The sequence below is a fragment of the Salegentibacter lacus genome (assembly GCF_020164555.1).
GTDB classification, from domain to species: Bacteria; Bacteroidota; Bacteroidia; order Flavobacteriales; family Flavobacteriaceae; genus Salegentibacter; species Salegentibacter lacus.
Window position 1 is genome coordinate 1 of record NZ_JAIQZB010000026.1, and the last position, 13,712, is coordinate 13,712.

7 protein-coding genes and 2 pseudogenes are annotated in these 13,712 nt (G+C 36.7%); 2 read left to right on the forward strand and 7 right to left on the reverse strand.

The window, feature by feature from the left end; genetic code table 11:
• A pseudogene (locus tag LB465_RS16445) lies at positions 1–113 on the forward strand (IS1595 family transposase); the annotation flags it as partial.
• Between the two features lie 10 nt (positions 114–123).
• Here the strand turns inward: LB465_RS16445 and LB465_RS16450 are convergent.
• From LB465_RS16450 to LB465_RS16460, 3 genes are read right to left on the reverse strand one after another with little or no spacing between them, the layout of a single operon-like run.
• Positions 124–768: a GLPGLI family protein gene (locus tag LB465_RS16450; RefSeq protein WP_224471017.1), complete on the reverse strand. Its 645-nt coding sequence runs from the start codon at positions 766–768 to the stop codon at positions 124–126.
• A gap of 10 nt (positions 769–778) precedes the next feature.
• The gene (locus LB465_RS16455) at positions 779–1,594 is read right to left on the reverse strand and encodes a GLPGLI family protein (RefSeq protein ID WP_224471018.1); all 816 of its coding nucleotides are present in this window, start codon (positions 1,592–1,594) and stop codon (positions 779–781) included.
• A gap of 10 nt (positions 1,595–1,604) precedes the next feature.
• Positions 1,605–2,447, reverse strand: coding sequence for a GLPGLI family protein (locus LB465_RS16460; RefSeq protein ID WP_224471019.1), 843 nt, complete (start codon positions 2,445–2,447; stop codon positions 1,605–1,607).
• 207 nt (positions 2,448–2,654) lie between these two features.
• On the opposite strand from LB465_RS16460, the pseudogene LB465_RS16465 reads away from it, so the two are divergent.
• A pseudogene (locus tag LB465_RS16465) lies at positions 2,655–4,118 on the forward strand (SLC13 family permease).
• 51 nt (positions 4,119–4,169) lie between these two features.
• On the opposite strand, the gene LB465_RS16470 reads toward LB465_RS16465, so the two are convergent.
• From LB465_RS16470 to LB465_RS16485, 4 genes are all read right to left on the reverse strand, one after another.
• On the reverse strand, positions 4,170–5,870 hold the full coding sequence (locus LB465_RS16470; RefSeq protein WP_224471020.1) for a SusD/RagB family nutrient-binding outer membrane lipoprotein: 1,701 nt from the start codon (positions 5,868–5,870) through the stop codon (positions 4,170–4,172).
• An 11-nt stretch (positions 5,871–5,881) separates the two neighbouring features.
• Entirely contained in the window at positions 5,882–8,971 is a 3,090-nt protein-coding gene (locus LB465_RS16475) for a SusC/RagA family TonB-linked outer membrane protein (protein ID WP_224471021.1), read from the reverse strand.
• 194 nt (positions 8,972–9,165) lie between these two features.
• Positions 9,166–11,400 (reverse strand): GH92 family glycosyl hydrolase, encoded by a 2,235-nt coding sequence (locus LB465_RS16480; protein ID WP_224471022.1) that lies wholly within the window; start codon positions 11,398–11,400, stop codon positions 9,166–9,168.
• A gap of 9 nt (positions 11,401–11,409) precedes the next feature.
• The gene (locus LB465_RS16485) at positions 11,410–13,710 is read right to left on the reverse strand and encodes a GH92 family glycosyl hydrolase (RefSeq protein WP_224471023.1); all 2,301 of its coding nucleotides are present in this window, start codon (positions 13,708–13,710) and stop codon (positions 11,410–11,412) included.
• Positions 13,711–13,712: the final 2 nt, after the last annotated feature.

Sequence of the window (13,712 nt, forward strand, 5' to 3'; positions counted from 1 at the left end):
AATTCTGTTTTAGGATCAACCGATCTCAGAGCAAGGCTACAATATTCAATAACCTGATCACAAAAATGGTTCAGGGCAATGTCACCTATCAATCGCAAATTATAAGTAACTAACTACTGACCTCTATTCAGTTTTATTGGTTTCAGCAAATTGGCTAAGGTTAATTTTGTACTTAAGTTTCGGCCTCAATTTTCCAAGACCATAAAACTCAAATACATAATGCTGCTGTGTATCTTCAAGCTCCAAAATTAATCCAGGTAAGCCGTTAAATTTATAGGGACCATCTGAGATTGGGATTTCAAAAGTAAACCAGGCCACATAATCTCTTCCGCCAAAAGAAGTTTTAGCTTTTTGAACCTTAAAATCCTTGATTTTCTTTATCTCCGGTAGAATCTCCCATTCAAATTGATCCATTTCCTGGGTATAGTAAAACTGATCACGTGCAATAGTCCTCGTGAAAAACAGCTTATTTTCACTCCTATTCTTCAAAATGATATATTGAAAATCTGTAACCGCTTCTCGAGAGGTATGTGCTGTATTTCCTTTTCTAACAATGGGATTAGTCAGAGTTTTTGCCCGACTGGAAAACTTCGAAAGTTCATCTCCGGCAAACAAGATCATATATTCGGATTTTGATTCATCCAGATTGGTAGAATCCAATTTATAAGTTAGTTTGTAGGTGACTTTATATTCAAATTTATCGGTAAGCTTCTGGGCATTACAAATTGTGGAAAATAATATAAGTAAGAGCGAAAAATAGTTGTTCATAAATAAAATTTTATTGAAGTTCTATAGGGTTGTTTCGACTTTTATAATTTTCCTTTAATTCCTTTTTTGCAGATTTCTCTTCCTGTTCAGACCAGCCAATTGTAATGCCAGCTTTAGATAAGGTCCCCAACGGGTCACGCGTATAACTTTCCTGAGCAGTTAAAAAATCATTCTTGGAAACCTTAGTATATCGATCCTCATCTATGCTGACTGTAGCCTCTGTCTCTATTTCTTTAAATCCTGATAATTTAAAGTGATAATAATTTTTGGTGTCAGCGATTTCGATAATTAATCCCGGTAAACCACTGAATTTATATGGACCGTCTGAAATTGGAATTTCAGAAGTAAACCAGGCTATATAGTCTCTACCGGAAAAAGTGGTGGTAGCTTTTTGAACATTATAGCCGGAAATTTCTTTTGTTTCAGGGTGAATTTCCCATTCTTGAAGGGGAAGTTGTTCGGTATATTTAAACCTGTCTCTCGCAATCTTCTCAAAAAAATAAAGCCTTCCTTCAGGAAAATTTTTAAATAATTTATACTTAAACTTTGTTTGTGGAGGAGCCATAAACCTGCCAGTCTTTTCAAAGTTCTTTTTTCTAAGTTCATTAATGGAATCGTGCTTTAAAAAGTTCTCACTGGTAAACCTGGAAATATTATCACCCCTATATAGCACCATAGTTTCCTCCTGAATAGATTCCACATTGGTAGAATCTATTTGCCAGGTTAGATCATAAGTGGCTTTATATTGAAATTTCTCAGTCAATTCCTGTGCATTAAATATGGGAGAAATTAAAAGAAGTATAAAGGAAAGATAAACGTGTTTCATAAACTAAATTTTATTCCTGTTCTATGGGATTATTCTGCTTCTCCAATTTTTCTTTGTAGTCACGTAAAAGCTTTTCTTTTTGTCCATCTTTAAATCCTATCGTTACTTTTCTATCCGGGGTATTATTTCGTTCCAGTACTGCAAAAGGATTTAACTTGTATTCTTTTATACGTTTCAAAACTTCCTCTTTATCACTTTTTATAAAATTAGAAGTTTCAAGGGCTACCGGATCGGTATTATTCAGTTTTTCAAAACTTTTCAGTGAATAACGATAATGATTTTCAGTATCGCTTATTTCGAAAATAAGTCCCGGAAGTCCATTGAACTTGTACGGTCCATCAGAAATTGGAATTTCCGAAGTAAACCAGGCGATATAATCTCTTCCGGAAAAGGTGGTCGCGGCTTTTTGAACTTTATACCCCTGTATGGTCCTATTTTCAGATAAAATCTCCCAGTCAAATTGGCTTAAATCTTCTTCGTACCGAAGCTGATCTCTTATAATTTTATAAGTATAGGAAATCTTTTCTTCGGGGAAACCTTTATAAATTACGCCTTCAAATTCGGTTTTTGTTCTTTTAGCACGCTCTTCAAAATCCATACTCCCAATATCTCTTCCTTGTAGATTCATTTTTAATGAATCACTCATCGTACGGCCCATACTTGCAAAAATCGAAACTTTATTGCCAAGGTATAAATTGAAATCTTCCGACTTCAAGTCCTGAATATTTGTAGAATCAGGGGAGTAGGTTAACTCGTAAGTAGCTTTGTATTTAATTTGATCTTCTATCTTTTGATTTTGTGCAAAAGCAGATGAAAAAATCAAACTAAGAATAACTAATAGAAAAGTCTGCATTGTTGATGATTTATAAATGATTGAAGTTAATAATGAATACTTGGCCAAGATGTAGATTATATTTGATAAAACAAAGAAACAAACTAAATTTTTAGTAATTCAACTAAAAAACAAGGAGGTTTAAAGAAGGATAATTTTACAGATTCAGAAAATTAAATGCTTCCATAATTTTAATATCTTGGAAAGATTTCAGTTTAAAATTTTAGAATGAATAAACTCATAAGAACTCTAATTTTAATAGCGGGTCCGTTATTATTTTTTATCCTTCAAATCATAGGGGCACCGCAATCTATGCCGCCGGCAGCTTTTGATATTCTTTGTATTACCATTTGGATGGCACTCTGGTGGGTTACCGAAGTTATCCCAATTTCGGTTACAGCTCTCATTCCCATTGTCATGTTTCCATTAACCGGCGCATTGGATATTGAAACTACCACCGCCGCATTTGGTCATAAATATGTGTTTTTATATTTAGGCGGATTTGTTTTAGCGGTAGCCATAGAAAAATGGGATTTGCACCGGAGAATCGCTTTAAATATCATCAACTTGATTGGGAGTAAAATAAAGTTCATCATTCTGGGTTTTATGATTGCCACCGCCTTCCTCTCTATGTGGATTTCCAATACTGCAACTTCGGTGATGATGTTGCCTATTGGAACCGCGATTATAAGTCAGTTAAAAAATAATCCTTTTAGCGATGAAAATGAACCCGCTGTATTTGGTAAAGCCCTGATGTTAGCGATTGCTTATAGTGCCTCAATTGGCGGAATTGGTACTTTAATTGGAACACCACCAAATCTTGTTTTTGCCGGAATTGTAGAAGAATTATACGGAATAGAAATGAGTTTTTTAAAATGGGCCCTTTTAGGAATTCCAATATCTGTCTTACTACTTTTTATCTGCTGGAAATACCTTACCGGCATTGCTTTCAATTTTACAAGGCTGAATTTCCCGGCGGAAAGGCCGAAATCACTACGTTATTAAAATCTCTGGGAAAAATCAGTAAACAGGAAAAAAGGGTACTCGTTATTTTCTGTTGCACCGCTTTTCTTTGGATTACACAATCTTTTTTAATCCAGCCCTTTCTTCCCTTTATAGATGATACGATTATTGCCATTATAGCGGCTATCGCACTTTTTATTGTTCCCTCCGCAAGAGAAACAAAACCCTTATTAAACTGGGAAGAAGCGGTAAAAATGTGGGATCATTTTACTTTTTGGTGGTGGTATGGCCCTGGCAAAAGGCTTTAGTGAAACAGGACTTGCTGTTTGGATTGATGAACAACCTCCTACTTACTACATTTGCCCTTATTCTTATTAGTTCTAATTCTTGTAGCCTCGGTTAATTTTCTTACTGAATTTACTTCTCACCTTGCGACAACAGCTATGGTACTTTCTATTCTAGCGCCTATGGGCCCTGGCAATGGAGCTTCATCCTTATTTATTATTGATAAGCGTTACGCTAGCAGCTTCCTGCGCATTTATGCTTCCTGTTGCCACGCCGCCAAACGCAGTGGTTTTTGGTTCAGGTTACCCGAAAATCCCCGATATGATAAAATCTGGGCTCTGGATGAATTTGTTTTCTATTTTCCTAATAAGTTTACTGGTGTATTTTCTACTTCCTGTGATTTGGGACTTTAAAGTGAATGAAATTCCAGGGGTTTTTAAATAAAAAAAGAGGGAAAATAAATTCCCTCTTTTGCAATTTAATTAAATATTCAGGCTAATTCTGTGCCCACCATAATTCGGTTCCCTGTTCATCTGGTCCCTGTTCCTGGTTGGCTGCTTCAACGTTCGCTCCGTTTGTATTGTATTCCTGGTTACCATATCTCATTCGCTGAGGATACTCTCCATTAAGTGTTCCTGCTGCATAAATATCATAATCTGAAACTCCATTTGCCAATTCAGATGGATATCCTGTATCTCTAACTACTGCCCAGGCTTCAAAACCATCGGTATAAGAAACAATCCATCTTTGGATAGCAATCTTCTCTAAGTTTTCTTCATCAGTTCCGTTTAACAGAGCCATATCTTCATTAGCAATAAAATTCTCAATTTCACCTTCATCAACTCTCCACATCTTCATCGCCTGTCTTATTCCTTCCTGATATAGTGCCTCTGCATCTCCAGAACCAAGACCCTTTACAATAGCTTCAGCTTGCAAGAAGTTTCCTTCTGCTGCGGTAAAAACAACTTCCGGGAAAATTTCCAGACCCTGGTTTTTTGGATTAATTATCCAATCTGCAGGTTCAGAAAATAAATCGTTTTTAACGTGAGGGTAAATTTCAGGATTTAATCTTGATGGTTGCCCTACATAATAATCCTGATCCTGAGGAACAGAAATTGTAAATTCATCACCAGAACCGGTTTTCGTATAAGGTACTCCGGCATTATCAAGTTCACCTAAAACAAAATCTACATGTTTATCAAAAAGTGATGCTGCAGCACCCTCAGCCGGTTTGGTAAAGATGAAATCTCCTCCAATAATTGGTTTTGCATAACGGGATAATCTTGGATCGTTATTATCTCTAAGATAATCAATTAAGGTTTTCCCTACATTCCAGTGCGACCCTATTCCCCCAAAGTTATGCCATACATCTCCATAAGCAGCATTTCCAAATTGGTCTATTTCGGTATCTTTTTCCATAAGAGCATTGTCCATTGCCGTACTTAAAAGCGGTGCCTGTAGAGCTTCTGAAATAGCGGTTTCGGCAAAATCTGCTCCCGGAGCCCCCTGTGCTCTTAGGGCCATTCTTAATTTCAAGGTATTAGCCAACTTCTTCCATTGTTGAAGATCACCATTAAAAAACAAATCGTTTTCTGCAAGAAGTTCAATTCCGCTACCGGTTTCTGTTTGATCTCCAATAATAGCCATCGCTTCATCCAATTCAGCTATTACTCCCTTATATATTGTGGCTTGATTATCTAGCTTAGGAGTAATAATATCTGGATCCAGAGCTTCAGAATAAGGTACCATTCCAAAAGTATCAGTATACATTTGATAATAAAGTCCTTTCATAACTAAACCAAGAGCGTAAAAATTCTGATTTTCCAGGTCTCCGCCTTCTCCTACAAAATTCTGGTAAACACTTAAGTTACTTACGTAACCTGCCATCCACCCGTAGGCAGCATCGGTATAACCAGAACTGTAAGCATATCCTAACGAACCTGTCCACCAGCAACCGTTATAACCAAACGTAAACTGGCCTGCAAACCTATCGGCGTGAATTAATTGCGCTCTCCAATAAGGAAAACGGTTAGGTGCATAAAGTTCTATTTGAATTCCTGTAAGAAAGTATTTTGCACTCACTTCATCAGATCCAAATGCATCGGGTCTTGTATTAATCTCCTCAAAATCGGAACATCCGGCAAGTAAAAAGACCAACAACAAGGTTGCGCTAATTGTCTTTAAAATTCCTTTCATAATTATTTTTATTAAAATTTAATATTAATATTTAAACCAAGACTACGTATAGTTGGTGCATTATTAAGGGAGATACCCTGTCCAGACAAGCCAGTTCCTATAGAGGAATCTGGGTCTATATCATCGGCTTTTTTGTAGATAAAGAATAGGTTTCTTCCAATTACACCTACTGAAGCGGAGGTTAAGCCAATATTGCTAATACTTTCTCCCGGCAGTCTATAAGTTAAAGCAAATTCTCTTAATCTCACATTGGTTTGATCATAAATATATTTGGAGTTAATTCCAGAGTAGCTGCTCCAATACTGTTGCGCGGTGATTTGGGTAGTATTCTGCTCCCCGGTTTCTTCATTAATAGCATCTATAGTAATTCCTCCATCTCTATATTCTAAACTTCTTTCTGAAACCCCTGCGGCATCTAAATAAGAAGAAGTAGCAGAATAGATTTCTCCTCCAAATCTTCCATCTAATAAGAAGCGTAAATTCCAGTTTTTATAAGTAAAATTATTAGTTAAACCTCCAATAAAATCTGGTTGAGCGTTTCCTAACTTTTCTTTTTCGCTAGAAGCTACGGGAAAACCTTCTGCATTTACAAGTCTTTCGCCATTTTCGTTTGTTTTCCAGGTAGTACCGTAGATATCTCCAATACCTCCACCTACTTCAGCTCTAACTGAAAGGTCTCCTAAAGTATTTAAAGTTGTATAATCCAAACCGTCAATTAATTCTACTAACTTGTTGTTGTTTCTTGACATATTTACAGAAACATCCCATCTAAAGTTTTCATTTTTTACAGGGACACCACCAAGCATAACTTCAAATCCGTTGTTTTTAACTTCTCCCACATTCTCTTTGAAAAAGCTAAAACCTGTGGCGAAAGGTACCGGAACATTAAAAATCATATCGTTGGTTACAATTTCATAAATTGAAAAATCACCATACAATCTGTTTTTGAACATATTAAATTCTACTCCAAATTCTGTAGATTTAACACTTTCTGGCCTCAAGTCTGGATTCAGTTTCACACTTGGCCCTTCTAAAACCGTACGTCCTAAATAACCTTGTTGAGGAACACTAAATGTTTGGTATAACTGATATACATCTGTATCATTACCAACTTCTGCCCAACTGGCTCTTAATTTAAGCATATCTAGAAAGTTCTTATCTGGATCTATAAAACGGTTAACCAGCAAAGAATAACTTACAGATGGGTAAAAGAAAGAACGGTTATCCTCACTTAAGGTTGAAGACCAGTCGTTTCTGGCTGTTAAATCTAAATACATAAAATCATCGTAGGAGAAACTAAAAGATCCATATAAAGAATTAATCTTTTTTACTCCAAGAGGGGTATGTGTACTGGTTTGCACATTTGTGTTGTTCAAGAATGCTCGAGAAGGCAGTCTAAATTGACTCCCCCTAACACTCATTCCTTCAAATGTACGTTTAGACAAACTTCCTCCTACATTAGCTACAAGATTTAATTTTTCAGTAAGGTCTTTATTTGCCGTAAACAAGAAGTCACTATTTATTTCTACGTTTTTACGGTTTGAAAAATTTAAGCGGCCATCATAGAAGAAGTGATGCCCGTAATCCTGAATGTATTCTGTTCTTACATTGGTAACATCTCCACCAACTCTTATAAAAGCAGAAAGCCAATCGTTAAACTCATAATTCAACTTGGTAAAGCCTAAAAAACGATCTCTACGTTCATCGTTGGTATCCTGGTTTAACATCCAGTAAGGGTTACCAAAACTTTTATTTTGTCCTGCGTAACTAACGGCTGCATATTCATCGGGGAACATTTCCGGATTACTCCATAAAGACGGTTTATATTTTTTTACATCGTCTATGCCTACATTTCTTGGCATTCTATATACATAGGCTAAAACACCCTCTGTACCAACGTTTACTCTATTCTCTAATTCTTGTGTAAAATAAGTAGCCTTGCTATCTAGCGTTAGCTTATCACTAAGATCTATAACTCCTCTTAAATTGAAGTTATGACTATGAAGCTCTGAATTTGGTATTACTGAGGTTGTTTGGTTATTGGTATAAGAGAATCTTACACTATGTTTTTCACCTCCCTGATCCATAGAGATTGTATTAATACTCTTAATACCATTCTCAAAGAAATTCTCTACATTATCTGGCTGAGCTACATATGCTCTTTCTTCTCCGGTGTAATACAATTGTTGAGAACCATCTAATCTAGCCCCCCATGAGTTCGAGCCGAAATTATCTAAATCTGCATAAACAGCACCATTAGTTCCCTGGCCATATTCATTTTGATATTCTGGCAAGAACATTGTTTCTTCTACAGAAATATTCGAGTTTACTGAAATTCCAAGACCAGCTCCTCTTGTTCCTTTTTTGGTAGTAATTAAAACAACACCACTTGCCGCACGCGAACCATATAATGCAGCTGCGTTAGGACCTTTTAATACTGAAATTGATTCAATATCAGCGGGATTAATGTCTGTAATACCTCCCCCGGTTACGGTACTGTTATATATATCTCCACCCGATTCGTTTCCTGAAGCATCAATTGGAATACCATCTACCACTACCAGGGCCTGGTTATTTCCTGTTAGGGTATTATTACCACGAATAGTAATACGTGATCCTGAACCTACTCCACTGGCCTGGTTCACAACTAAACCGGCAACTTTACCTACCAGCGAACTTGCCACGTTATAATCTTTTACGGTATTTACTTCTTCAGAATCCAGCTCGGTTACCGCATAACCTAATGATTTTTTCTCCCTGGTAAGCCCAAGAGAAGTCACCACTACTTCATCTAATGCTTCTGTATCTGGAGATAATTCTAGATTAATTGAATTTTGCCCATTTACCGGAATCTCCTGAGCCAAAAATCCTATCATAGAGAAGACTAAAGTAGCATCCGCTGGCACTTCCAGGGAATAATTTCCGTCAAAATCTGTAGAGGTTCCATTACTGGTTCCCTTTTCCAATACAGTAACTCCTGGTAAAGGTATTCCGTTTTCAGAATCTGTTACTGTTCCGGTTACTGTTTGCTCCTGCGCAATTAGGTTTTGATTAAATGAAAAAAACATTAAACCAAGCAGGAATAATAATTTTTTACCCATGTGTAATTAGTTTTGGTTAGAATTTCACGCCTTAATGGCGCATTTCAGTTATAAAATTAGTTAAATGTTAGAAATATGTTAACTATTTTAGAAAGTTTTCGACAGATAACAAATCTCAATAGCTAAACAACTAACATAATAATTCCTTTAAGCTAAAATAATAAGAAGTAACTTAACTTAAGTAAATTTTTTAATTAATTATCAACAGTAATTAAATTAATTTCTTTTGAATTTAGGAAAGTATTATGATCTAAAAAGAATTTTTCTTTTAATAATATAGGAAAATCAGTATTATCAAAGGCTCCAGGAGATGAATCAAAATTAATTATAATCGATTCATTTTCATATATTTGAGTATTAAGATTAATTTTAATTTGTTCAAAAACCGGTTCTGTAAAAGTATAAATTGGGTTAGCAGGACTAACGGGATAAAATCCCATCATCGAATAAACCACCCACGCGCTCATAGTTCCCGTATCATCGTTTCCAGGTAAACCATTGGGACTGTTTTTATAATAATCTTCTATAAGTTCGGTGACTTTTGTAGAAGTTTTATATTCACTGTCTTCTATATAATTATATAAGTAAGGGTAAAGAATATCGGGCTCATTAGCCATATCATAGTGTCCGCCTTCAAAAACCAAATCAAGTTTTCTCTCAAATGCTTCCGATCCTCCCATTAGCCTCATTAGACCTTCAATGTCCTGAGGAACCATAAAGAGGTATTGCCAGGCATTACCTTCTATATAACCCACATTCTTTTCAAAATTTGCTCCGGCATCTGGGTTAAAAGGTTTGTACCATTCTCCGTTGCTGTATTTGGGTTGAAGAAATCCCGTTTCGGAATTATAGAGATTCCGATAAGACAAAGAACGATCATAAAATCTTTTGTAATCATCTTCCTTTCCCAATACTTTTGCCAATTGAGCAATCGCATAATCTGAAATATTGTATTCTAAAGTCGTAGAAACAGGCCCTGCAACACCTCCATCTACGCTTAAATAGCCATTTTCAATATATTCCTCTAAACCTGGGCGCAGCGGATTGTTTTCTGTAACTGTCGCACTTTTTATCATCGCTTCGTATGCCTTTTCCACATCAAAGTCAGTTAAGCCTCTTAAATAAGTGTCAGCGATCACAACCGCTGCAGGATCTCCAACCATGGTAAATGTCTCTGTTGAATTTAATTCCCATTTTGGCAACCAGCCATTTTCATCATACATATCCAACATAGAATTTACCATTTCCAATTGTTCTTCCGGATATACCAAACTCATTAACTGATGATAATTGCGATAGGTGTCCCAGAGTGAAAATACGGTATAACGGGTCCCATCTGTTTTTCCAATTTTCCCGGTGGAAATTTCAGGATATTCACCGTTAAAATCATTTAAAATATTTGGATGAATCTGCGTATGATAAAGTGCAGTATAGAAAATAGTTTTCTCATCTTCATTCCCTCCTTTAACTTGAATTCTATTCAGTTTTTCACTCCATTTAGAACGGGTTTCTTTATAAACCTCATCAAAGGATAACTGACCTACTTCTTTTTCTAAATTTTCACGTGCATTTTCAATACTTACATAAGAAATACCAATTTTAACCTCCACTTCTTTTGGTTCATTAAAATCGTAAGTCATGTAAGCCCCGATACTATCCCCAATTACTTCCCGGGTAAAACCTTTTTTTATTCGAGTCTTCCCGTTATATGTCATCCATTGCGCTTCTTCCCCTTCATATTTATAAGGTGTTTTCCAGGCCCCGAACTCATTTGCAGATTCAGAAAATTTTGCCACAAAATAAACCGGATATGCCGCTCCGGGATTGTTATAACAGAAGGAACCCACTGTGCGCATTCCCTCAATTTCGTTAGGAGAGACAATTTTTAGCATCCCACCCTGCTCATTGGTTAATCCCAGCCCTAAATTCAACAGAATATTCGATTTCCCCGCAGGAAAACTATAACGACTCACGCCTACCCTTGTTGTAGCACTCACTTCTGCCCTAATATTGTATTTGGTTAATTCAGTAGAATAATATCCAGCTTTTGCTGTTTCATTGGAGTAAGTAGAACCATATTCCAGATGGTTTACTTTTAAGTCTCCAGTTGTTGGCATGGTGATTATCACTCCAAGGTCCGGGCAGCCAACGCCGCTTAAATTAACGTGGGAGAATCCGGTTAGGAATGCATTTTCATAAACGTAGGGATTAGACAGCCACTGACTATCTTTTTCTAAGGGATTGAGATCTATTCTTCCCGCAACATTAAAGGGAGAAACGCTTGCCATTCCTCGTGGAGCAATAGCTCCCGGATTAGTAGCGCCGTAATTAGAAGAGCCTATAAAAGGATTTACATAATCTACGGGAGATTGCGCAAGGCTTGATTCTATAGTTAAAATAGCCAGGGCTAGAAGAACAACATTTTTCATAAGTTGAGGTTATTTTTTATGAGAACTCATTGAGAATGGAGCAGCCTCTTTCTCAATTGCTCTTTCTTTATTAGGGCTATTGGTCATCTCGAGTTTAAGTGTTCCGCCTTGCATAATATCTTCATAATTCAAATAGGTTTTATCCCAGTCAGCTCCATTTAAATTGGCTTTTTTGATATAAAAATTCTCTTCTGAATTATTTTTGGCTACAATTTCAAATTCATTTCCATTTTGGAGTCTTAGCGTGGCTTTATCAAATAACGGACTGCCCATTACATATTGATCTGCTCCCGGGGTTACGGGATAGAATCCTAATGAGCTAAAGACGTACCAGGCAGAAGTTTGCCCATTATCTTCATCGCCGGGATATCCATCTGGCGTTGGAGCATAAAGTTTTGTGAGCACCTCCCTGATTCTTTGCTGAGTTTTCCATGGTTCTCCCGCATAATTATATAAATAAATCATATGCTGAATGGGTTGATTTCCGTGGGCATAATTTCCCATATTTACTATTTGCATTTCCCTTATTTCGTGAATGGTAAAACCATAATAAGAATCATCAAATTCAGGAGGCATTTCAAAAACTTCATCTAATTTTCCTGTAAATTCCTTTTCGCCGCCCATTAGATCAATAAGTCCTTCAACATCCTGGAACACACTCCAGGTATAATGTAAACTATTACCTTCGGTAAAAGCATCGCCCCATTTCAATGGATTAAAAGGTTCCTGAAAAGTCCCGTCTTCATTCTTACCTCGCATAAGATTAGTAGAAGGATCAAATAATTTTTTATAATTATAAGCTTGTCTATAAAAGCGTTCCGCACTTTCTTCTTTCCCCAGGTCTTCTGCCATTTTTGCAATGGTCCAGTCGGCATAAGCGTATTCTAAAGTCCTGGCCGCGTTTTCATTTATATCTACATTATAAGGAACATAGCCCAACTCATTGTAATAGTTTAATCCTTCTCGCCCTACCGATGCAACCGGTCTTCCTTCTTCAACATTGGCATTTTTTAGAACTGCTTCAAAAAGCACCTCAACATCTTCAGGATATACATTGCCTTTTAGGTAAGCGTCGGCAATAATTGGAGCCGAATTAGAACCAATCATCACATTCCTGTGCCCGGGACTTGCCCATTCCGGGAGCCAGCCAGATTCTTTATAAGTGTTGGCCAGGCCTGCCATTATTTTTTTATTCAGCTCGGGATACATCATATTAAAAAATGGAAATACCGCTCTAAAGGTATCCCAGAAACCATTATCGGTAAACATATAACCAGGTAAAACCTTACCATTATAGGGGCTGTAATGTACGCGCTCACCTTCTTTATTTATTTCATAAAATTTCCGAGGAAATAATAAAACCCGATACAGACTTGAATAAAAAGTTTCAATATGATCTGAATTTTCTCCCTCTACCCTTATTCTACCAAGCTCCCGGTTCCATACTTTTTTGGCATTAGCCTTTACCTCTTCAAAACCGCTTTCACCAATTTCTGAATCCAGATTTAGTTGTGCCTGCTCTGCGCTAATAAATGAAGAGGCTACTTTTACATTTACCACCTCTCCTTTTTTGGTCTTAAATCCAATAATAGCTCCTACGTGATTGGCTTCTGCCCTGGTAGAATTTTGTTGCAATTCCCAATCATCTTTCCAGGTATGGTTAACTTCAAAATCCTTATCAAATTCAGCTACAAAATAGTTATGAAAATTTTCTGGTACGCCGCCGTGATTATTCCTGGCATAACCAATTACCTTACGTTCTTCAGGTATAATCTTTACCATTGAGCCTTTGTTGAATGCATCTAAAACAATATAAGAGCTGTCTGAATCTGGGAAAGTAAATTTAAAATGTGCAGCTCTTTCGGTTGGGGCAACTTCTGCAGTAACATCATAATCGGCTAAATAAACACCATAATGATGTGGCTTTGCAGTTTCAGCCTTATGCGAAAACCAGGAAGCCCTTTCTTCCTCTTCAAATTTTAGTTTTCCGGTTACTGCCATGAGTGAAAAAGAGGCATAATCGTTTAACCAGGGACTTGGCTGATGTGTTTGTTTAATACCACGTATTTTATAATCATCGTATTTATAAGCCCATCCGTCTCCCATTTCAGCCGTTTGTGGTGTCCAGAAGTTCATGCCCCAGGGCAGTGCAATAGCAGGATAGGTATTCCCATTAGAAAGATTAAATTCAGAATCTGATCCCATCAAGGTAGTAACATAATCTACATAAGAGATTTCGTTTTTTTGTGCTGAGATGCTCACTGAGAAAGCAAGCATTAAGAACATACTAAGAAATACATTTAATTTCATTT

Bases quoted from the DNA above. Each gene is read 5' to 3' on its own strand.
- LB465_RS16460 (WP_224471019.1), bottom strand. From the start codon at position 2,447: ATGCAGACTTTTCTATTAGTTATTCTTAGTTTGATTTTTTCATCTGCT.
- LB465_RS16485 (WP_224471023.1), bottom strand. From the start codon at position 13,710: ATGAAATTAAATGTATTTCTTAGTATGTTCTTAATGCTTGCTTTCTCA.
- LB465_RS16470 (WP_224471020.1), bottom strand. From the start codon at position 5,870: ATGAAAGGAATTTTAAAGACAATTAGCGCAACCTTGTTGTTGGTCTTT.
- LB465_RS16480 (WP_224471022.1), bottom strand. From the start codon at position 11,400: ATGAAAAATGTTGTTCTTCTAGCCCTGGCTATTTTAACTATAGAATCA.
- LB465_RS16475 (WP_224471021.1), bottom strand. From the start codon at position 8,971: ATGGGTAAAAAATTATTATTCCTGCTTGGTTTAATGTTTTTTTCATTT.
- LB465_RS16455 (WP_224471018.1), bottom strand. From the start codon at position 1,594: ATGAAACACGTTTATCTTTCCTTTATACTTCTTTTAATTTCTCCCATA.
- LB465_RS16450 (WP_224471017.1), bottom strand. From the start codon at position 768: ATGAACAACTATTTTTCGCTCTTACTTATATTATTTTCCACAATTTGT.